Below are 18,771 nucleotides of genomic sequence, written 5' to 3' on the forward strand. Positions count from 1 at the left end.
CGTCTCGGGGTTCAGCAACGGTGTGCTGCACATTGTGACGCAGTCGCCCGCAATCAAGCAGTATTAGCAGCAACCCCGTGTCGCTGCTGGCTTGCAAGCCCGTTGCACATCGTTACACTGAAATCGGAACGGCGCCGGCGGGCGCCGTGCGCAACAACGAGCAACACTTGCACGACGGGGTGAGCGATGACAACGGCGATGGTCAAACAGGAGATCGCGGTAGCGTCTTTCAGCAAGGTCTACGACCTGGATCAGGTCGAAACCGCGCTCAACGACCTCGGCGATGGCGCAAACGAAGCACTGCGCGCGACCTACGAAAAGATGCTGAAGATCGGCAACCTGCGGTTTTGCGTGAAGCCGAACCGGATGCCGTCGGTCGACGATCTGATCGGCACCTTGCCCAATTTCGCGGAACCGCTCGATGACGTGCGCAAGCAGGTCGCGCTATGCATCGAAACCGACGACCGGCTCGAGTTGATGCCGATCCTGCTGCTCGGCGACCCTGGCATCGGCAAGACGCATTTCGCGAAGCAACTTGCGCGCTTGCTGGGCACCTCTTACCACTACGTCTCGATGGGCGCGCTCACGGCGGGGTGGATTCTGTCGGGCGCGTCGTCGCAATGGAAGAACGCGAAGCCGGGCAAGGTGTTCGATGCGCTCGTGCACGGCAGCTATGCGAACCCGGTGATCGCGGTCGATGAAATTGACAAGGCGAGCGGCGATTCGCAGTACGACCCACTCGGCGCGCTGTACGCATTGCTCGAACACGATACCGCGCAGACGTTTATCGACGAGTTCGCCGAGATTCCGATCAACGCCGGCCATGTGATCTGGATTGCGACCGCGAATGACGCGCGCGCGATTCCGGAGCCGATTCTGAACCGGATGAACGTCTACGAAATCCCCGCGCCGGACCGCGACGGCGCGCGCTGCATCGCGCAGTCGATCTACCACGAGATCCGCGGTGCGCATGGCTGGGGCCAGCGCTTTCCGGCGCGTCTGTGCGAGTCGGCGCTGGAGCAGTTGCAGCGCGCGTCGCCTCGCGAGATGCGTCGCGCGATTCTGAATGGATTCGGCGCGGCGCGTATTGATGGGCGCGACGAAATCGAAGCGGGCGACATCCGGCTTGATTACCAGACGCGGCGCAAGCCGATCGGATTCTAAACCCGTCACGTACGATCTTCCGCGCAAGCGGGAACACGCGAAACATCGGTCGGAAAAGCGAATGAAAGACTGCCCATCAACGGTAAATTCCGTTTATTGACGCCAAATCGCGATAGTGATGCGATGCGTTTGTGCACAAACGCGTGGCTGCGCAAACGATTGACGCCAGCCGTGATGCCGGTCATGTGGATCGACGCGCGTCGTAAATGATCGGATTGGTCCGCTTTCCCACACAGCGAGCGCTTCGACGGCGTACACTCCAGCGACGCGGTACGCGTTGAAGATCGCCATGCCCGCAGCCGTTCCGGCTTCGGGCATTTGCGTCTCTGGAGCCGTCGTACAATTTTGCAGTGTCCCTATGATGCGTGCGACGGCGAAGGATATCGGCAAGTATCGGCAATACCCGGTCGACCGTGCGCGATCTTCATCTTCACCGGGTGGACGAGACAGAACGCGGCGCGGCGCAGGCCGTGTCAACGGATATGGATCAAATCGAATGTGTGGTGGTCGGCGCGGGCGTGATCGGTCTGGCTGTGGCGCGCGCGCTGGCGGCGCGCGGGCGCGAAGTGATCGTGCTCGAAGCGGCCGAGGCGATCGGCGTCGGAACGAGCTCGCGCAATAGCGAGGTCATTCACGCCGGCATCTACTATCCGCGCGGCTCGCAAAAGGCCGCGCTATGTGTGCGTGGCCGCGAGCTGCTGTACGAATACTGCGCGGCGCGCGGCGTGCCGCATCAGCGCTGCGGAAAGCTTCTCGTTGCGACCGCGCGCAACCAGGTTCCGCAACTCGAGAGCATTCTCGCGCGCGGCAGGGAAAACGGTGTGCTCGACCTGATGCGGATCACCGGCGCGGAAGCGCAGGAACTCGAGCCCGCGCTCCAATGTGTCGACGCGGTGTTTTCACCGCAAACCGGCATCGTCGATAGCCATCAATTGATGCTCGCGCTGCAAGGCGATGCCGAGCGCGACGGCGCGGTCATCGCGTTTCATGCGCCAGTCGAATCGATCGAGGCGTCGAGCGGGCGCTTTATCGTGAAGGTCGGCGGCTCCGCGCCGACCACGATCGGTGCCGGTTGCGTGATCAACAGCGCGGGGCTTCACGCGAACGCGATTGCTCGCAAGATTCGCGGCCTCAATCCGCGTTATGTGCCGCCGCTTTATTTCGCACGCGGCAACTACTTCAGCATGTCGGGGCGCGCACCATTTAGCCGGCTCATTTATCCGATGCCGAACGAGGCGGGTCTCGGCGTGCACCTGACGGTCGATCTCGGCGGCCAGGCGCGCTTCGGCCCGGACGTGGAATGGGTGGACTCGATCAGCTACGACGTCGATCCGCATCGCGCCGACTCGTTCTATGCGGCAATCCGCGCGTACTGGCCGGCATTGCCCGATCACGCGCTGCAGCCCGCATATGCGGGTATCCGGCCGAAGCTGTCCGGTCCCGGCGAACCTGCCGCCGACTTCCTGATCCAGGGCTCGGCCGCGCACGGTGTGCGCGGGCTGGTGAATCTGTTCGGCATCGAGTCACCTGGGCTGACGGCTTCGCTCGCGATCGCGCAGCGCGTTTGTGAACTGGCGGGGCGCGCTTAGGCGAGCCGCTGCGTCCAAGTGTCGCAGGCCGCGCCGTACCGGAAAACGACGCGGCAACCACGGCGCGCCTGCGCGTCCCACGCTGCGGATTCGCTTATGACCAGCATTGAAGGCTCACGCCGGCCGGCTTCGTTGATATGCTTGGACACCGCTGTCGATAGAACGGCGGACCGATCAAGACAAAACGGAGCGAGTCCCCATGAAATCATCCCGTCGTACGTTTCTGATCACGAGTATCGGCGCCGTGTCGGCGCTGGCGTTGTCGCGCGAGGCGCTGGCCGACGCACCGAAGGTTGCCGAAACCGACCCGACTGCACAAGCGCTTGGCTACAAGGCGGATGCGACGAAGGTCGACAAGGCCAAGTTCGCCAAATACGCAGCCGGTGAAGCGTGTGGCAACTGCAGCTTCTACCAGGGCAAACCCACGGACGCGTTCGCGCCCTGCCCGATGTTCGCCGGCAAGCAGGTTGCCGCGACGGGCTGGTGCAGCGCGTATAACAAGAAGGCGTAACGGACAGCGCAGTGTCCGGCGAGGGTCAGCCGGTTACGCGCTGACTGGCCGATGCATCGACGAAAGTCCGCCGCGTGGTTCGCGGCGGATTGTTTTTGTCTGTGAACGCAGGCCGGCCGGGGACGACCCGTGCCCCGCGTACACGCACATCCGTTGGGTCCCGATGTTGCGGTTCACTCGCGCGCGTACATCAGCGGCGGCCGGCGGTTGAACCATGGGCGCGCCGCTTCGAGTTGCGCGGCCAGCCGCAATAACGTCGCTTCGCCGCCATTGCGCGTGGCGAATTGCACGCCGATCGGCAATCCGCGCGTGTTCCAGTAGAGCGGCACCGACATCGCCGGCTGTCCGGTCAGATTGAATAGCTCGGTGCAGCCGGCCCATGCAAAGGCCTTGTCCGCGGTTTCGTTCAGCAGCTTCCTCATCAGCGCTTCGATGCGCAGCGTGCTCACCACGCGCATCTGCAGCGCCTCGAATGCGCTCGGCTGCATCTCGCCGATCTTGATCGGCGCGGACGCGAGTGTCGCGCACAGCAACACGTCATAGCGGTTCAGAAGATCGGTGAGTTTCGCGGTCAGTCTGCGCTGTTCGTCGAGCGCAGCCGGCAGCGAACGTTCGCCGAACTTGCGGCCGATGTGCGCCATCGTCCAGGTCGTCACTTCGAACTCGTCACGCGTCGGCTTGCGTCCGGTGATGCGGTCGGCGTTGAACACGGCCGACTCGGCGACCACCGCGCCGATCATCAGATACGCGTTGCGCACCGCGCCGAAGTCGATGCCGAGCGACACCGGTTCGATCCGGTGCCCAAGTGATGTCGCGAGTTGCGCGGCGTCTTCGAGCGCGGCGCGCACATCCGCGGATAACGTGGGCGCGAGCATCGGGTCGGTCACATACGCAATGTGCAGCGGCTTGCCGTGCGGTTCGGCGAGCGCGCCGAGGAATGTGCCGGGCGCGCCGGGTGGCCGATCCGCATTACCCGAGGTCAGATCGAGCAGCAGCGCGCTGTCGCGCACACTGCGCGATACGGCGTGTGCAGCGCTCAGTTCACCGGGCATCGGCTCGCCGAACGGCGGCTGCCGGCCGCGCGAAGGCTTGAGCCCGAAGAGGCCGCAGCACGACGCGGGAATGCGAATCGAGCCGCCGCCGTCCGATGCATGCGCGAGCGGTACGATGCCGGCCGCGACGGCGGCAGCGGCGCCGCCGCTCGAGCCACCCGGCGTGTGATCGAGACTCCACGGATTGCGGCACGGACCGAACAGTTCGGGCTCCGTATAAGGCATCAGACCGATCTCCGGCGTATTTGTCTTGCCGAAGATATTCAGGCCGGCGGCGCGTGTGAGTGTAATGAGCGGCGCGTCCTCTTTTGCGACCAGATGGCGATAGTGGCGGCTGCCCATCGACATGCGCAAGCCGGCGACCGGCGTGGACAGGTCCTTGATCAGATAGGGAACACCCGCGAGCGGTCCGGCGCCGAGTTGCTCGGGGCTGCCGCCATTGGCGAACTCGCGTGCCGCGCGGCGGCGCGCGGCATCGTAGTCCTTCACGACGATCGCGTTGATGGCGGGATTGGCGGCTTCGGCGCGCGCGATCGCGACGTCGAGCAACTCGCGCGCGCTGACCTCGCGTTTTTTCACCAGCTCGGCAAGGCCGATGGCGTCGTGGGCAAGATAGTCGGATTGCACGCGTTGAACGCCTCCCGGGCGAACGGCCGACAACAGATGTGGATGAACCGACGCAGCGCGGCGCGCGTCAGTGCGCGCCGCGCCGTCAAGCTTAGCCGAAGGCGTCGCTTAGAGACGTTCGCCGAGGAACGTGAGTGTGCGACCGTGCGCAAGCGCGGCCGAATGCTGGTGATAGCTTGCGCGATCGGTGCAGTTGAAACCGTGATCGGCGTTCGGATAGATATGGAACTCGACGTTGTCGCGTCCGGCGAAGCGCTCCTTCACCTGGCCGATGGCCGACATCGGTATCGCCGAATCGAGTTCGCCATAGTGGAATTGCATCGGCACCTGGATCTTCGGCGCGGCGTCGAGCTGATTCTGGATGCCGCCGCCGTAGTACGCAACGGCGGCGTCCACGGTGCCCTGCGCGGCCGTCAGATACGCGAGCCGGCCGCCGAAGCAGAAGCCGATCGCGGCGAGCTTGCCAGTTACTTCGGGCATTGCGCGCAGCGTGGCCGCGGTCGCGCCGATATCGGCAACAGCCAGATCGACGTTGGTCTTCTGCAGCAGTTCGATGCCCTTGTCGCGGTCGGCGCCGGCGTAGGTCAGCTCGACCCGGGGCTGCGTGCGCCAGAAGATATCCGGTGAGATCGCGACATAGCCGTCCTGCGCATACTGGTCGGTCACCGCGCGAATATGGCTGTTCACGCCAAAGATTTCCTGAATGATGATGACGGCAGGACCTTTGCCGCTTTTCGGCAGCGCCAGATAGGCGCCGAAGCTATCGGCGCCGGCGGGGATGTCGATCCAACGGGAAGTCACGCTCACGTTCATTCTCCTCTGCAAGGCGGTTGGCCGAAGGGGTGGCCGAAAAACGGCGCCAGTTTGCCACCAAACGCTACGCACTGCAGCGACCCCGACGCTGCGCCGACAGCCGCGCAGGCGTGCATCCGGATTTCACCTATGCGGATTGAAACAGCCCGGGCTATTCAAGAACGGCTGGCTGGTCGCATGAATCCGGGTGAGCGACGCATCGCGCGGCGCGCCTGAACGATTCATTTATGAAACGTTATTTGAGAAGTGTAGTGCGCACCGGTGGTGGCAAAGGTTTCGCGCGTTAGCGAGTGCTGGCAAACGGCCCACGGCGGGGCACTGATTTTCGCGATGGTTGACTAGCGGGTTAAGCGTGGCGCAAGCGACCCGGCATCGGCGTATTAACGGCCTTTTGACGCGCATCTTTAAAGAAAAGACCCTCTATAGCGCGCTGTTTGGCCCGAAAGTTCGATCCAGGGCGGAGCACAACGCCGGGCCGGACACGGGCCTTGCAGGTTCTTTCCGGAGCGATTCAGCGAGCATGTGGGATAAACACTATTGGTAGTGATCCCACTTACTCAAAAAAACCCCACAAATTAATTTGATGGCCTACACTTGCGCGCTGGTACGAAAGGCCACCCGCCACAAACGGGCTGGACCACGTGCTTGCCAAGTGCATAACGATGCATCCGGCGGAGTCGTCCACGGGATTTGAGCGACACGTGAAGGAAGCGGGGGCACAAGGGCGATTACGTTGTTTTGACCGAAACTGGAGACTTACATGAACATCAAGATTCAAAAGCTGTTGCCGATCAGCGCTGCGGCAGTGCTGTTCGCGACGATGGCAACGGGAGCGGCAGCGGACGAGGTCGTCAAGATTGGTCACGTCGCGCCGCTTACGGGCGGTATTGCACACCTGGGCAAGGACAACGAAAACGGCGCACGCCTCGCGATTGAGGAAATCAACGCGAAGGGGCTCACGATCGGTGGCCAGAAAATCACACTGCAACTCGACCCGCAGGACGACGCGGCTGACCCGCGCACGGCTACGCAGGTTGCGCAGAAGCTCGTCGACGACAAGGTCGTCGCGGTGGTGGGCCACCTGAATTCCGGTACTTCGATCCCGGCTTCGAAGATCTATAGCGATGCGGGCATCGTGCAGATCTCGCCGTCGGCAACCAACCCGGCCTACACGCAGCAAGGCTTCAAGACCACGTACCGCGTCGTTGCAACCGACGCGCAGCAAGGTCCGGCGCTCGCGAACTACGCAGCCAAGGGCCTGAAGGTGAAGAGCGTCGCGATCGTCGACGATTCGACCGCGTATGGCCAGGGCCTCGCGAACGAATTCGAAAAGACCGCGAAATCGCTGGGTATGAACGTGATGTCGCACGATGCGACGAACGACAAGGCCGTCGACTTCCGCGCGATTCTGACGAAGATCAAGGGTGAGAACCCGGACGCGATCATGTACGGCGGCATGGACGCCACCGGCGGCCCGTTCGCGAAGCAGGCCAAGCAGCTCGGCCTGCGCGCGAAGGTGCTGGCAGGCGACGGCGTGTGTACCGACAAGCTGTCGGATCTCGCGGGCGACGCGACCGACAACATCGTGTGTTCGGAAGCGGGCATGGCGCTCGAGAAGATGGATGGCGGCAAGGCGTTCGAAGCGAAGTACGAGAAGCGTTTCGGCCAGCCGATCCAGATCTACGCACCGTTCACGTATGACGCTGTGTACATCATCGTCGATGCGATGAAGCGTGCGAACTCGACGGACCCGGCGAAGATTCTCGCCGTGATGCCGAACACCGACTACAAGGGTGTGATCGGTGAAACCACGTTCGACTCGAAGGGCGACCTCAAGCACGGCGTGATCTCGCTGTACAACTACAAGTCTGGTAAGAAGACGCTGCTCGACGTCGTCAAGATGTAAGAGCGGAACAGGCGGATGGCGGGCTTGCCCGCCGTTTGCCCTTTTCGTCAGCGCGAACAGCGCAACGAAGGCACGCGGCTTCACGGCTCGCGTGCTTTTTTATTGGCCGACGCCGGAAGGTGGGCGCAATCACGAGCGCGGCTGTCGTTGTGTCGCTCGCATCGGGACACGCTCTGCTGACTCCCTATCGTTCGACGTGCGTAACGTCAGATGTTCAGACGCCGCAGCACCTTGGGTCCCGCGAACGCGATCAGCGCCGCGCACATGGCGACCACCGACAGGCCGATCGGCAGCGTGGTCAGTTGCGCGACACCGCCGATGATCACCGGCCCGAGCAGCAGGCCGAAGTACGCGAGCCCTGCAACGTGCGCGAGCCCTTCCGCTGCGTGAATTCCTTTGACTCGAGCCGCCGCCGCGAACAGCACCGGCATCATGTTCGCAAGGCCGAGGCCCATTAACGTGAAGCCGGTCATCGCGGCAATGGTGTGCGGCAACAGCAACGCGCCGAGCATGCCTGCGCAGGCGAGCGAGGCGCTTGCCATCACCAGTTGCGGCGCGCCGAAGCGGGCGCGCACCGCGTCGCCGGCAAAACGCGCGGCCGCCATCCCGCCGGAAAACGCTGCATACGCGGCACTCGCGACCGCAGGCGTGGCGACCACCACGTCGCGCATATAGACCGTTGCCCAGTCGTACATCGCGCCTTCCGCGATCAGCGCGATCAGCGCAACGAGACCGAGCGCCCACAGTGCCGGCGAGCGCCAGCGGTTCGCGCGCGGCGTGTGCGCGTCGGGATGTTCCGCGTGCGGCACGCGCGGCAGCACGGACGGGCAGGCGACAAGCAGCACTGCCGCGCTCACCGCAGCCGCCAGCAGCATGTGGACGACCGACGTCATGCCGTGCGCGAGCAGTGCGCCGCCAGCCGCCGCGCCGGCCATGCCGCCGACGCTGAACATGCCGTGCAGGGCCGACATGATCGGCCGGCCGAGCGCTTGCTCGACCGCACTGGCTTCGGCGTTCATTGCGACATCGAGCGTCGCCATTCCGGCGCCGAAGATTGCGAGCACGACGAGCAGCATCCAGTACGCGGGCACCAGCAGAATCAGCGCCGCGCAAACCGACATCGTCAAACCGCCGGCGAGGCACGCGCGACGCGTTCCGACGCGGGCGATCCACGGACCGTTCGCCGTCATCGCGGCAATCGAGCCGCCCGCCACGGCGAACAGCGCGAGCGACAGCAGCGCCGGATTCAGCGCAAAACGGTCTCGCACGGTGGGCACGTGGATTCCCCACGTGCCGTACATCATGCCGGCGATGAAAAACAGGGCCATCGTCGCGTAGCGTGCGCGGTTGCGCGCGGCCACGGGCAAATCGCGATGGGCGGCAGGAAGCATGGCGATGTCGGGCGGGCGGTCGGACACGGGCAGTCTCGGGAGAGCGGAAGGAAAGCGGGGTGAAAGCCGAGTCCCGATTCTAGCGAAGCATGCGGCACCACGCTGACACGTGGCTGCACTAATATCGACGTCGCTGGTCTACACCGATTCGCGTTCGCGTCGTGGTGCACGCTGCGCATCGAACGAACCACGACGACGAATCCTGATGGATAGCCCGAGGTCGCCTTGAAAATTCCCGCTCATGCCCCGCTCGATCTTCTGCACCGTGTCGCCGCGGGCACGCTGGCGACGCACTCGCGCCAGCCGCAAGGGTTCCCCTACCCGTCGATCCTGCCGTTTGCACCCAACGAGCGACACGAGCCGACAATTCTTATCAGCCGGCTCGCCGAGCATACGCGCAACCTCGAGGACGACCCGCGCGCCGGGTTCCTGGTCGCGGATGCGCCGGACGGCGACGTGCTGAACGCGCAACGCGTCACCTTGCTCGGGAAGTTCGAACGAATCGAACCGGCGCCACCTGTGGTACGCCGCTACGTGCGCTATCACCCGGACGCCGAACGCTACCTTGCACTGGGTGACTTTTCGTTCTGGACGTTGTCGCTCGAGCGGATTCGCTATATCGGCGGTTTCGGCACGATGGGCTGGCTCGACGGCGGCGATCTCGACCCGCTCGAGCCGCTGTCATTCGACGAAGAAGCGGCTTTGCTCGAGCGCTTCGATACGCACCCGCGCCGCCCAGGTGACGTGGAACTGATCGGCGTCGACCGTTATGGCGCGGACTTCAGGGTCACCGGCACGCGCAAGCGCCACACGTTCGACAGCTCGCCCGCGCTTGACGCTGCCGCCCTGCACGCAGCATTTGAATGTTTCCTCGGTAGTGTCCTTGGGGGATAAGACGATTACTCCAGGGTGCTTAAAACATCTGCGATAGTGGCGGGAAAGTTTTCATAAAATGAAATGATTTCCCGCTCAACAAGCGAATGTGTTTCATCATTCGACAGTAGATTCAGAATCCATTCATTGAATCTGCTACTTTTCTGACAAAATGGGAATCTGACCGCGGTGGCGTGAAGACTTGCTTTCGATGCTTCGGTGAAAATTTAAGAAACAGCAATTAATTAATTTGGCCACGCACCTATTCCCTGCTTTATATTTTGTGTTAATCTCGCCTGCAAATTCCGAGGCATGATCACCTTCAAAGGACTAAATCGGCTTGAGACCGGGCGTCCATTTATCCAAATGACAAGGGAACCTATGTCTTCCTACAAGGAACTACTCGCGCAGCGCGAGAAGCTTGAAAAGCAGATCGAAGAGGCGAAGGCACGCGAATATGCCGAAGTGCTGAACGAGATCAAGCAAAAGATGGCCGACTACGGCATTACGCTTGCGGAACTCGGTGGTGGTCGGGCAAAGCACGCGAAGGTCGGCCGTGCGCGCACGGGCGTCGCGCCGAAGTACCGCGATCCGGATAGCGGTAACACCTGGTCGGGCCGCGGCAAGCCACCGCGCTGGATTGCCGGTCAGGATCGCGAAAAGTTTCTGATTCAGAAATAAACGGAAACATCGGCACCCGTTGCTGGTCAACGAAACCGCGCCGCTGGAATTGGGGGCGCGGTTTTTGTTTGCTCGTGTTATGCAGCGAATCATATGGCGGAATCAACGCACATACCAAGGCAACCAGAAGCAACAAGCGGCGCACATCGCCAGATGAAAACAGGACGCGAATGCTTCGTGTTTAGATAACCATCTGATTCAAAAGAAAATTCTGTTGTCTTCACTGACGCGGAACGGGCCGGCGGGTAGAATGAAAGGATTGAGTCGCCCCGCATGCCTATGCCGCCAAGCACTGCCGCCCAATCTGCAGAGAAACATCACGTAGCACGTAAAAGCACGTTCGTCAGCATCGTGCTCAATATCGTATTGATGTCTGCGCAAATCGTGATCGGTGTGTTCGCGCATTCGCAGGCGTTGATCGCAGACGGAATCCATTCGCTTGCCGATCTGGTTTCCGATTTTGTCGTACTGCTCGCGAACCGCCATAGCGGCGCGGAGCCGGACGCCGACCACAATTATGGGCATAGTCGGTATGAAACGGTCGCGTCGCTTTTTCTCGGCGGCCTGCTGATTGCGGTCGGTATCGGCATGCTGTGGCGGGCCGGCACGCGGCTCGCCGACCTGCAGGACATCCCGCCGGTGCATGCAAGCGCGCTGGTGGTCGCGCTGGTCGTGCTGGTGTCCAAAGAAGCGCTCTTTCGCTACATGCTGCGCGAAGCGCAGCGCGTGCGTTCGGCCATGCTGATTGCGAATGCGTGGCACGCGCGCTCGGACGCGGCGTCGTCGCTGGTGGTCGCGCTTGGCATTGTCGGCAGTCTGTTCGGCATGCGTCTGCTCGATCCGATCGCGGCGGCAATCGTCGGCTTCATGGTCGCGCGGATGGGTTGGGTGTTCGGCTGGGATGCGCTACAGGATCTGTCCGACCGCGCACTCGATGAACCGGCTGCCGCGGACGTGCGCGCGCTGTTGTTGTCGACGCCCGGCGTGCGCGACGTGCATCAGTTGCGCACCCGGAAGATGGGCGACCTCGCGCTCGTCGACGCGCATATTCTCGTTGATCCATTCATTTCAGTGTCCGAGGGGCACTACATCGCGGAGTCGGCGCGCATGCGCGTGCTGACTGACCATCGCGTGCTCGACGCGCTGATCCATGTCGACCCCGAAAACGACGCGATCGCGCAACCGCCCGCAGGGCTCGCACCGCGCGAGCGCATCGTAGCGGAAGTCGAAAACGCGTTTGGCGAGCACGGCCTGAAACTCGCAGCGGTGAACCTTCATTATCTGAGTACGGGGCTCGACATCGAGGTGACATTGCCGGCGACGTCGCACGACGCCTATGACGATGATGCGCGGCGCCTCGCGCATCTGGATCTTCCAGGATTGCAGCGCCGTTTGGGCGCGCGCAAGCTGGATGTGCAGCGCGCAATCGCCGTGCCGACGCCGACGACCGTCGCCGCGACCGGGCGACGGACGGCTGAACGTTAGATCGACGGGTCAGATGGGGGCCCGCCACCGGCGTACCTGGGTGGCAATGTCGGCCCGTCCGTAAAGCGCGCGTTAGCTGTGCGTCAAAGCGGCAACTGCGTATCGAATTTGATTTCGCGCAGTACGACGCTGGTGCGGACCTGCGCGACGGCGGGAATCTTGAAGATCCGTTCGTGTAGAAATGCGTCGTACGCCTTGATGTCCGGTGCGACGATTTTCAAGATGTAATCGGATTCGCCCGTCGTGCTGTAGCACTCGGTCACTTCCGGACAAGTCGCAATTTCCCTCTCGAACTGCTCGACGCCGCCTTCCGTGTGCCGCGTCAGATGGATATGCGCGAGCGCGCAGACATGCAGCCCGAGTTTCTCGCGGTCGAGCAGCGCGGTATAGCGCTGGATGATGCCCGCCTGCTCCATATCCTTGATGCGACGCCAGCATGGCGTGCTGGACAGGCCGACCTGATCGGAGATTTCCTGCACCGAACGGCGGGCGTCGAGTTGCAAGAGGCGCAGGATCTTTTGAGAGAACGTATCGAGTGTCAACTGCGGCCTCCGTTGGCGTCGCCATATTCGCTAATGGTAGAGGCGGCGAAAACGAAACGCAATCGAAACACCCGTTTATGAGGTGTATTGTCTAATTTGCGGGTTAGTCAGCGGCATTTCGTCCTGAGCCGTCCCCATCATCCGTATCCAGCGCGATGCTTGTCTGCGCTGCGCGAAGCTCCGCAAGCATGTTGCAGAAAAGCGCGCCTTGTTCGATCGCGTCGTCGAGCGCGACGTGCGTGTGCGGCAGGTCGTCGAACCAGTGTTTCGGCAGCCGCGGTTTGATGCACTTGCGATACGGCAGGCCGGTCATCGCAAACGCGAGCGTCTTGATATCGAGCGCGGACCATGAGAACGGGCAGCGCCCGGCAAAACGCATCATGTACCAGAACATGAAGGTGAAATCGAAGCCAGCGGGCATTGCAACGAACACCGGTTTGCCAGGCAACGCTTCGACCCATTCGACATACGCGACGAGCGCCTCGGCTGGCTTGCGCAGATCTTTGCGGCAGGCGGCCCATGCGTCCGGTTGCGTCTTCCACCACGCTTCCTGAACCGGATGAGGCGCGGCGCCTGCAAGCAGCTCGAGGTTCGCCGAGAACGTGCTGACCAGCTGCTTGTCGGGCGTGTACGCGGCGGACGCGAAGCTCAACATCGAATGCGGACCGGGAATCGGCCCATCCGCTTCGACGTCGGTACTGACATAGATTTCGCCGTTCATGCGCGGACTCCGTCGGCCACGTACGGATGGGTGCGGCGTTCGTTGCCGAACGTCGAGGTCGGCCCGTGGCCGGGCACGAGCGTGACGTCGTCGCCCAGCGGCCAGATATCCCGCTGAATGATGTCGAGGTCGCCACCCGGATCGACGACGACGGCGCGGCCCGTCACCGCGCAAACGAGCAGCGAACTGTTCTGCTGAAACGGCGTGACGGGGATCATCGTGACTTTCATGAAAGGCGCGCAGCGGCAAAAAAGCCGATTGTACCGGCGCCGGCTTTTTGCCGCGCCGCTGTCCCGCATCGGCTCTGCATCGACCCCGCATCGTTGCGGCGCTGGCGTTGCATCGTTCGTACGACGGTGCTGTTAACGGGCATTCTTACGGCTTAAGTAAAGATTGTGTAAAAACTCGTGCAGTTTGGCTACCCAGGATTCTGTTTTGGGTATAATGCGCTCCATTGTGTGCGGGGGACCGCACTTTCACCGGTTGACCCATCCCCGGTTCGGCATCGGCAGTTTCGTCACCAGAAACGGGAATGGAGGTTGCCTTCAAGCAAGTGCCGTCGGTGTTTTTGACGGCAAATCCGAGCATCGAGAGCTTCGATGCACACGTCTTGTCCAGCCAGGCGCCGCGCGCCTGCAACGGCCTTGCTGCCGTGACGCTGGATGGGGCCTACGCCGCCGTTCCTACGCACCGCTGTCCGGGTGCAAGAACGCGTAACCGTGTTCGACGGCGGTGTGTGGGGTCTGACCAAAGCCTGCGGGGACAGGTGCGCCAGACGTGAAAACTAACCGTGCGGTAGCGGCAGAATTGGCCGCGTACGGGCTTGACCGCTCCGCGCCTTGAGCGCGTGCGTGGTCGTGTCTTGCCGCCCGGGTCGCATGCAACACGCAGTCATTCGCGTGATGCGGCTCGTATTTGTAACATCGTCTGTCTTATGAAAACTCGGTTAACCCGACGTATTGGGATTCTTTTTGCCTTTTCGATCCTGGCTGGCTGTGCGATGCCGCCTGGACCGACGGAGCAGGTCGGCAGCGCACCGTTGAGCACCAAAGTGGCGCAAAACGCGACCGCGACGGCGCCGCAAGCTTACGGCTCCGGCAGCAATCTGCCGGCTCCTGCCGCCGACGAAAAGGGCACGCTCGCCGACGCTGACGCGTTGACGAACGACGGCCCCGATGTGGCCAACTTTCACCAGACTGGCCGCGCGTCGTGGTACGGCAAGCTGTTTCATGGCCGCCGCACCGCGAACGGCGAGCGCTTCAATATGAATGCGCTGACGGCTGCTCACCGCACGCTGCCGCTCGGCTCGTACGTGCGCGTGACGAACCCGGCGACGAACGATTCCGTCGTGGTGCGGATCAACGACCGCGGTCCTTACGCGCGTGGCCGGGTAATCGACCTGTCGTACGCGGCGGCGCGGATTCTTCATCTGCAGCACGCCGGGACTGGGCGCGTGCAGATTGCGGGTCTGACGCAGCATGAGGCGAAGGTTGAACAGGCAGAAATGCTGGCTGCGAACAGCAACCCGGGCGACTAGAAGTAGCGTGATATGACGTGACGGTTCGCGCGCCACACGTCGTAGCGCATTCGAACCCACAAAGGGCCGCCTGTGCGGCCCTAGTCTTTTTTGAGTTCCAGCGCGCGTGAATACAGCGCATTGCGTGACGCGCCGGTAATGGCCGCCGCCACCTTTGCCGCGCTGCTCACCGGCAGTTCGTCGAGCAGAATGCCGAGCAGCTTGTCGTGATCGTGCTCACCCGCGGCCTGCGGCGCGGCGCCCTGCACTACCAGCACGAACTCACCGCGTTGCCGGTTCGGATCTTCCGCGAGCCATGCTGGCCCTTCGGCCAGGGTGCAGCCGTGCAGCGTCTCATGTAACTTCGTCAACTCGCGTGCAATCAGCACGCGCCGCGCGCCGCCGAACGCCCCCGCGAGCGCCCCGACCGTTTCGACGATCCGATGCGGTGCTTCGTAAAACACCATCGCGTGCGGGTGCGCCGCGAACTGTTGAAGCTGCGTGGCGCGTTGCTTCGCTTTGGTCGGCAGGAAGCCGAGAAACGAGAAGGTCGCAACCCAGTCGCCGGCCACACTGAGCGCAGTCGCCAACGCACTTGCGCCGGGCAGCGGCACGACCGGCAAGCCGGCTTCGCGCACCGCATCGACCAGCTTTGCGCCTGGGTCGGAGATGCCGGGCGTGCCCGCGTCCGATACATAGGCGACCCGCTCGCCCGCCTGCAGATGCTCGACGATGCGCAGTCCAGCGGCACGCTCGTTGTGCTGATGCACCGCGACGAGCGGCTTCGAGATGCCGTAGCGCGCGAGCAGCTGGCCGGTGTTGCGCGTGTCTTCGGCGGCAATGCGGTCGACCAGTCCGAGTACGTGCAGCGCGCGCAGCGTGATGTCGGCGCTGTTGCCGATCGGCGTCGCGACCACGTATAGCGCGCCGTGCGGATAGTGCTGCTGCTGCGCGAGTTCGGAGAGAGGAGTCATGACACTGAAGACGCAGACTGACGGAACAAGGCCGACATTGTGCCACCGCGCCGGCCCACATAAGCGTGCGCAAGCGAAAGCCGCGCTGCGCGCACGCGATGGGAATCGCAGTGGTAGCTGCAGCGATTCCATCCGCGATGACATCAACTGCAACAGCATCAACCGCAGCGAATGCAACCGGGACGACAACTTTCCGTCCAGCGCGCGGTCGAAAAGCGCCAAGGGTGGCGTGCGATCGAAACCCGGCGCGGTAAGCATCGGCGCGAAGTTCGAAGCACACGCGCTCGGCTTCCTGCAGCGGCAGCGCCTGCGCCTTGTCGCGCGCAATGTCGTGTGCCGTGGCGGAGAGATCGATCTCGTGATGCGCGATCCGGATGGCGGACTCGTGTTCGTCGAAGTGCGGGCGCGTGCGCAGACCCGCTACGGCGGTGCGCGCGCGAGCGTCGGCTGGCATAAACGGCAGCGCATCGTGCGCGCCGCGCAGCACTATCTCGCTGCGCATCCGTACGAGGCCGCGGCGTGCCGCTTCGACGTGATCGCGTTCGAAGCCGGGCGCCTCATCTGGCTGCGCGATGCGTTTCGCGCGGACGATAGCTGACACGCGAGACATCCGACGCGCGCGACATTTGCTGCCCGATTATGCACGCGAGTACGCTAAACTTGCGAACGCGCATCGGGTACGCCGTGCCGCGCGAAAGCGATCCGACGCGCCAAGCGTTGACGCCAGCCGCCGGCGCCGCGCGGCGCAAGTCGCCGCCGCACACGTTGCGGTATGCCCGGCGCGGTCAGACGCGCGGTATGAAACGCGCAGCACAAGATAGAGAGTCGATGTCAGTCGAACGTATTCAACAGCATTTCCGCGACAGCGCGGAAGTGAAACTCGTTGCAGTGGAAACCCTGGCGCTGCCGATTGCCGCCGCAATCGACACGATGTTCGGCGCGCTCGCGAACGGCAACCGCATTCTCGCGTGCGGCAATGGGGGTTCGGCGGCGGACGCGCAACACTTCGCGGCCGAACTGATCGGCCGCTTCGAACGGGATCGGCCTGGCCTGCCGGCGGTTGCATTGACAACCGATACGTCGGTGCTCACCTCGCTCGCAAACGACTACGCGTACGACCAGATTTTCGCGCGACAGATTCGCGCGCTCGGCCAGCCCGGCGACGTGCTGCTGTCCATCACCACGTCCGGCAATTCGGCGAACGTGCTGGCGGCGATCGAGGCTGCGCACGAGCGCGAAATGGTGGTCGTCGCGCTGACAGGCAACGGCGGCGGCAACGTGAACAGCGTGCTGACCGACCTCGACATCCATATCTGCGTGCCGTCGGAGCGGACGGCGCGCATTCAGGAAGTGCATCTGCTGACCATCCACTGTTTGTGCGACGGCATCGATGCGATGTTGCTGGGCGAAGAATGACTTCGAAGGAGAGGGAGTTGATGAGCGCATACCGCGTGAAAAGTACGCTAGTGAGGACCACGCTCGTGGTGGGGTTGGCCGCGGGCCTGGCGGCGACGCTGCAAGGCTGCGTGCTGGCGGTGGGCGCCGCGGCGGGCGGCGGCGCGCTGGTGGCGACCGACCGGCGCACGCTCGGCGCGCAAACCGAAGATCGCGAAATCCAGGTGAAGGCGATCTCGCAGATCAACGATGGCCTCGGTGGCCAGGGGCACGTCAACGTGACGGTGTTCAACCGGCGTGTGCTGCTGACCGGCGAAGTGCCCGATGAAGCGTCGAAACAGAAAGCGGATACCATCGTGCGCGGTATCAACAACGTGCACGCGATCGTCAACGAGCTGAGCGTCGCTCCGACGACTGACTTTTCGTCGCGCACGAACGACACCTACCTGGAAGGGCGCGTGAAAACCGCGCTGATTGCGGAAAAGAATCTGTCCGCGAACAATTTCAAGGTCGTTGCCGAGAACGGTTCGGTTTATCTGATGGGCCTTGTCACGCCGGACGAAGGCGCGCAGGGCGCGAATGTCGCGAGCCGAGTGCCGGGCGTGACCAAGGTCGTCAAGGTGTTCCAGTACATCGAGCCCTCGGAGGCGGTGGCTGCGGCCGCCGCGGCCGCATCGGCGCCGAGCGCGTCGTCGCCCGCCGCAGCCGCGGCGCCTGACGACGTGACGACCGGCGCGGTGCCGGGGGCGTCGGTATCGTCGAAGCCGCTCGATCAGCAGCCGCCGGCGCCGGTGTCGAACTCGAATGTACAGCCGGGTAGCCCGCAGGTCGTGAAGTGAAGCATCGAAGTGCGCGTCCGATGCGTCGGGCGATACTTGCCGGCGCGGCGCTCACGCTTTCGGCGATGGCGGCCGTGCCCACGGCACGTGCTGCCGATACGCCGCGCGGTCTTCTGATCGCGCAGCGCAATGCGTGCCTCGGGTGTCATGCGATCGACCGCAAGCTCGTCGGGCCGTCGTTTCAGCAGGTCGCGAGCCGCTACAAGGGCAACACGCAGGCTGAAGCCACGCTCGAACGCAAAGTGAAAGACGGCGGTTCCGGCGTATGGGGCGTGATTCCGATGCCCGCGCACCCGGCGATGAGCGATGCCGATATCCGCACGGTCGTCGAATGGGTGCTAGCCGGTGCGCCTTCGAAATGACGGCGCGGACTTGTCAAATGCAAAAACGCCTGTGCTAGAATTGCGGGATTCGTTGGGGCGGTAGCTCAGCTGGGAGAGCGTCGCGTTCGCAATGCGAAGGTCGGGAGTTCGATCCTCCTCCGCTCCACCAACAAACATAGACAGCATCCGATAACCCCGTAAGGTCGTCACTTACGGGGTTTTTGTTTTTTGCTGCCCGCGCAGTCCGATCTCGTCCAAACACATCCGGGTCCGCACGCCGACCGGTTCCAATCCGACCAGATGAATCCCGATCTGCCAGCAACGTGCGGTCGCCTTCATTGCATTCCCTACCCCTCTAGAAAATGCGAA

The 18,771-nt window shown here is 63.2% G+C and carries 20 protein-coding genes and 1 tRNA gene; 13 read left to right on the top strand and 8 right to left on the bottom strand.

Annotation, left to right across the window (positions count from 1 at the left end):
• Positions 1–186 precede the first annotated feature (186 nt).
• The 3 genes from HV796_RS09470 (at position 187) to HV796_RS09480 (ending at position 3,264) form a co-directional block, all read left to right on the top strand.
• Entirely contained in the window at positions 187–1,164 is a 978-nt protein-coding gene (locus tag HV796_RS09470) for an AAA family ATPase (protein ID WP_175226211.1), read from the top strand.
• A 482-nt stretch (positions 1,165–1,646) separates the two neighbouring features.
• Entirely contained in the window at positions 1,647–2,753 is a 1,107-nt protein-coding gene (locus tag HV796_RS09475) for an NAD(P)/FAD-dependent oxidoreductase (protein WP_175226212.1), read from the top strand.
• Between the two features lie 199 nt (positions 2,754–2,952).
• The gene (locus HV796_RS09480; protein ID WP_175226213.1) at positions 2,953–3,264 is read left to right on the top strand and encodes a high-potential iron-sulfur protein; all 312 of its coding nucleotides are present in this window, start codon (positions 2,953–2,955) and stop codon (positions 3,262–3,264) included.
• 173 nt (positions 3,265–3,437) lie between these two features.
• Here the strand turns inward: HV796_RS09480 and HV796_RS09485 are convergent, their stop codons facing one another.
• Both HV796_RS09485 and HV796_RS09490 read right to left on the bottom strand, forming a co-directional pair.
• Positions 3,438–4,943, bottom strand: a complete 1,506-nt coding sequence (locus tag HV796_RS09485; protein ID WP_175226214.1) for an amidase — start codon at positions 4,941–4,943, stop codon at positions 3,438–3,440.
• A gap of 108 nt (positions 4,944–5,051) precedes the next feature.
• The gene (locus tag HV796_RS09490) at positions 5,052–5,750 is read right to left on the bottom strand and encodes a dienelactone hydrolase family protein (RefSeq protein WP_175226215.1); all 699 of its coding nucleotides are present in this window, start codon (positions 5,748–5,750) and stop codon (positions 5,052–5,054) included.
• A 766-nt stretch (positions 5,751–6,516) separates the two neighbouring features.
• On the opposite strand from HV796_RS09490, the gene HV796_RS09495 reads away from it, so the two are divergent.
• The gene (locus tag HV796_RS09495; RefSeq protein ID WP_175226216.1) at positions 6,517–7,662 is read left to right on the top strand and encodes a branched-chain amino acid ABC transporter substrate-binding protein; all 1,146 of its coding nucleotides are present in this window, start codon (positions 6,517–6,519) and stop codon (positions 7,660–7,662) included.
• A 206-nt stretch (positions 7,663–7,868) separates the two neighbouring features.
• On the opposite strand, the gene HV796_RS09500 is transcribed toward HV796_RS09495, so the two are convergent.
• Entirely contained in the window at positions 7,869–9,053 is a 1,185-nt protein-coding gene (locus tag HV796_RS09500; RefSeq protein ID WP_175226254.1) for an MFS transporter, read from the bottom strand.
• Positions 9,054–9,278: 225 nt separating this feature from the next.
• Between HV796_RS09500 and HV796_RS09505 the strand changes: the two genes are divergently transcribed.
• The 3 genes from HV796_RS09505 (at position 9,279) to HV796_RS09515 (ending at position 12,092) form a co-directional block, all read left to right on the top strand.
• On the top strand, positions 9,279–9,947 hold the full coding sequence (locus HV796_RS09505) for a HugZ family pyridoxamine 5'-phosphate oxidase (RefSeq protein WP_175226217.1): 669 nt from the start codon (positions 9,279–9,281) through the stop codon (positions 9,945–9,947).
• A 360-nt stretch (positions 9,948–10,307) separates the two neighbouring features.
• Positions 10,308–10,607: an H-NS histone family protein gene (locus tag HV796_RS09510; protein WP_175226218.1), complete on the top strand. Its 300-nt coding sequence runs from the start codon at positions 10,308–10,310 to the stop codon at positions 10,605–10,607.
• Between the two features lie 279 nt (positions 10,608–10,886).
• Entirely contained in the window at positions 10,887–12,092 is a 1,206-nt protein-coding gene (locus tag HV796_RS09515; protein ID WP_175226255.1) for a cation diffusion facilitator family transporter, read from the top strand.
• A gap of 83 nt (positions 12,093–12,175) precedes the next feature.
• Here the strand turns inward: HV796_RS09515 and HV796_RS09520 are convergent, their stop codons facing one another.
• The 3 genes from HV796_RS09520 to HV796_RS09530 all read right to left on the bottom strand — a co-directional run bounded on the left by HV796_RS09520 (position 12,176) and on the right by HV796_RS09530 (position 13,585).
• Positions 12,176–12,634: an Lrp/AsnC family transcriptional regulator gene (locus tag HV796_RS09520; protein WP_175226219.1), complete on the bottom strand. Its 459-nt coding sequence runs from the start codon at positions 12,632–12,634 to the stop codon at positions 12,176–12,178.
• A gap of 103 nt (positions 12,635–12,737) precedes the next feature.
• Entirely contained in the window at positions 12,738–13,355 is a 618-nt protein-coding gene (locus HV796_RS09525; protein ID WP_175226220.1) for a 3'-5' exonuclease family protein, read from the bottom strand.
• Positions 13,352–13,585, bottom strand: a complete 234-nt coding sequence (locus HV796_RS09530; protein ID WP_175226221.1) for a hypothetical protein — start codon at positions 13,583–13,585, stop codon at positions 13,352–13,354. The genes HV796_RS09525 and HV796_RS09530 overlap by 4 nt, the downstream gene beginning before the upstream one ends.
• A 704-nt stretch (positions 13,586–14,289) precedes the next feature.
• Between HV796_RS09530 and HV796_RS09535 the strand changes: the two genes are divergently transcribed.
• Positions 14,290–14,892: a septal ring lytic transglycosylase RlpA family protein gene (locus HV796_RS09535; protein ID WP_175226222.1), complete on the top strand. Its 603-nt coding sequence runs from the start codon at positions 14,290–14,292 to the stop codon at positions 14,890–14,892.
• Positions 14,893–14,972: 80 nt separating this feature from the next.
• Here HV796_RS09535 and rsmI read toward each other — a convergent pair whose 3' ends face one another.
• A complete protein-coding gene (rsmI, locus tag HV796_RS09540; protein WP_175226223.1) occupies positions 14,973–15,845 on the bottom strand; it encodes a 16S rRNA (cytidine(1402)-2'-O)-methyltransferase in 873 nt (290 codons plus the stop codon).
• Between the two features lie 229 nt (positions 15,846–16,074).
• Here rsmI and HV796_RS44095 point away from each other — a divergent pair, with 229 nt between their 5' ends.
• The 5 genes from HV796_RS44095 (at position 16,075) to HV796_RS09565 (ending at position 18,571) form a co-directional block, all read left to right on the top strand.
• The gene (locus HV796_RS44095) at positions 16,075–16,443 is read left to right on the top strand and encodes a YraN family protein (RefSeq protein ID WP_246355784.1); all 369 of its coding nucleotides are present in this window, start codon (positions 16,075–16,077) and stop codon (positions 16,441–16,443) included.
• 230 nt (positions 16,444–16,673) lie between these two features.
• Positions 16,674–17,261: a phosphoheptose isomerase gene (locus HV796_RS09550; protein WP_175226225.1), complete on the top strand. Its 588-nt coding sequence runs from the start codon at positions 16,674–16,676 to the stop codon at positions 17,259–17,261.
• 20 nt (positions 17,262–17,281) lie between these two features.
• A complete protein-coding gene (locus HV796_RS09555) occupies positions 17,282–18,079 on the top strand; it encodes a BON domain-containing protein (protein ID WP_175226226.1) in 798 nt (265 codons plus the stop codon).
• A gap of 20 nt (positions 18,080–18,099) precedes the next feature.
• Positions 18,100–18,441, top strand: coding sequence for a c-type cytochrome (locus HV796_RS09560; protein ID WP_175226256.1), 342 nt, complete (start codon positions 18,100–18,102; stop codon positions 18,439–18,441).
• Between the two features lie 54 nt (positions 18,442–18,495).
• A tRNA-Ala gene (locus tag HV796_RS09565) sits at positions 18,496–18,571 on the top strand.
• A gap of 41 nt (positions 18,572–18,612) precedes the next feature.
• Here HV796_RS09565 and HV796_RS45385 read toward each other — a convergent pair.
• Positions 18,613–18,741, bottom strand: coding sequence for a hypothetical protein (locus tag HV796_RS45385; protein ID WP_281369767.1), 129 nt, complete (start codon positions 18,739–18,741; stop codon positions 18,613–18,615).
• Positions 18,742–18,771 lie beyond the last annotated feature (30 nt).

It is taken from the genome of Paraburkholderia humisilvae (genome assembly GCF_902859855.1).
GTDB lineage: Bacteria > Pseudomonadota > Gammaproteobacteria > Burkholderiales > Burkholderiaceae > Paraburkholderia > Paraburkholderia humisilvae.

Bases quoted from the DNA above. Each gene is read 5' to 3' on its own strand.
- HV796_RS09555 (WP_175226226.1), top strand. From the start codon at position 17,282: ATGAGCGCATACCGCGTGAAAAGTACGCTAGTGAGGACCACGCTCGTG.
- HV796_RS09470 (WP_175226211.1), top strand. From the start codon at position 187: ATGACAACGGCGATGGTCAAACAGGAGATCGCGGTAGCGTCTTTCAGC.
- HV796_RS09525 (WP_175226220.1), bottom strand. From the start codon at position 13,355: ATGAACGGCGAAATCTATGTCAGTACCGACGTCGAAGCGGATGGGCCG.
- rsmI (WP_175226223.1), bottom strand. From the start codon at position 15,845: ATGACTCCTCTCTCCGAACTCGCGCAGCAGCAGCACTATCCGCACGGC.
- HV796_RS45385 (WP_281369767.1), bottom strand. From the start codon at position 18,741: ATGAAGGCGACCGCACGTTGCTGGCAGATCGGGATTCATCTGGTCGGA.
- HV796_RS09535 (WP_175226222.1), top strand. From the start codon at position 14,290: ATGAAAACTCGGTTAACCCGACGTATTGGGATTCTTTTTGCCTTTTCG.
- HV796_RS09495 (WP_175226216.1), top strand. From the start codon at position 6,517: ATGAACATCAAGATTCAAAAGCTGTTGCCGATCAGCGCTGCGGCAGTG.
- HV796_RS09480 (WP_175226213.1), top strand. From the start codon at position 2,953: ATGAAATCATCCCGTCGTACGTTTCTGATCACGAGTATCGGCGCCGTG.
- HV796_RS09515 (WP_175226255.1), top strand. From the start codon at position 10,887: ATGCCGCCAAGCACTGCCGCCCAATCTGCAGAGAAACATCACGTAGCA.
- HV796_RS09500 (WP_175226254.1), bottom strand. From the start codon at position 9,053: ATGCTTCCTGCCGCCCATCGCGATTTGCCCGTGGCCGCGCGCAACCGC.
- HV796_RS09530 (WP_175226221.1), bottom strand. From the start codon at position 13,585: ATGAAAGTCACGATGATCCCCGTCACGCCGTTTCAGCAGAACAGTTCG.
- HV796_RS09475 (WP_175226212.1), top strand. From the start codon at position 1,647: ATGGATCAAATCGAATGTGTGGTGGTCGGCGCGGGCGTGATCGGTCTG.
- HV796_RS09550 (WP_175226225.1), top strand. From the start codon at position 16,674: ATGTCAGTCGAACGTATTCAACAGCATTTCCGCGACAGCGCGGAAGTG.
- HV796_RS09560 (WP_175226256.1), top strand. From the start codon at position 18,100: ATGCGTCGGGCGATACTTGCCGGCGCGGCGCTCACGCTTTCGGCGATG.
- HV796_RS09510 (WP_175226218.1), top strand. From the start codon at position 10,308: ATGTCTTCCTACAAGGAACTACTCGCGCAGCGCGAGAAGCTTGAAAAG.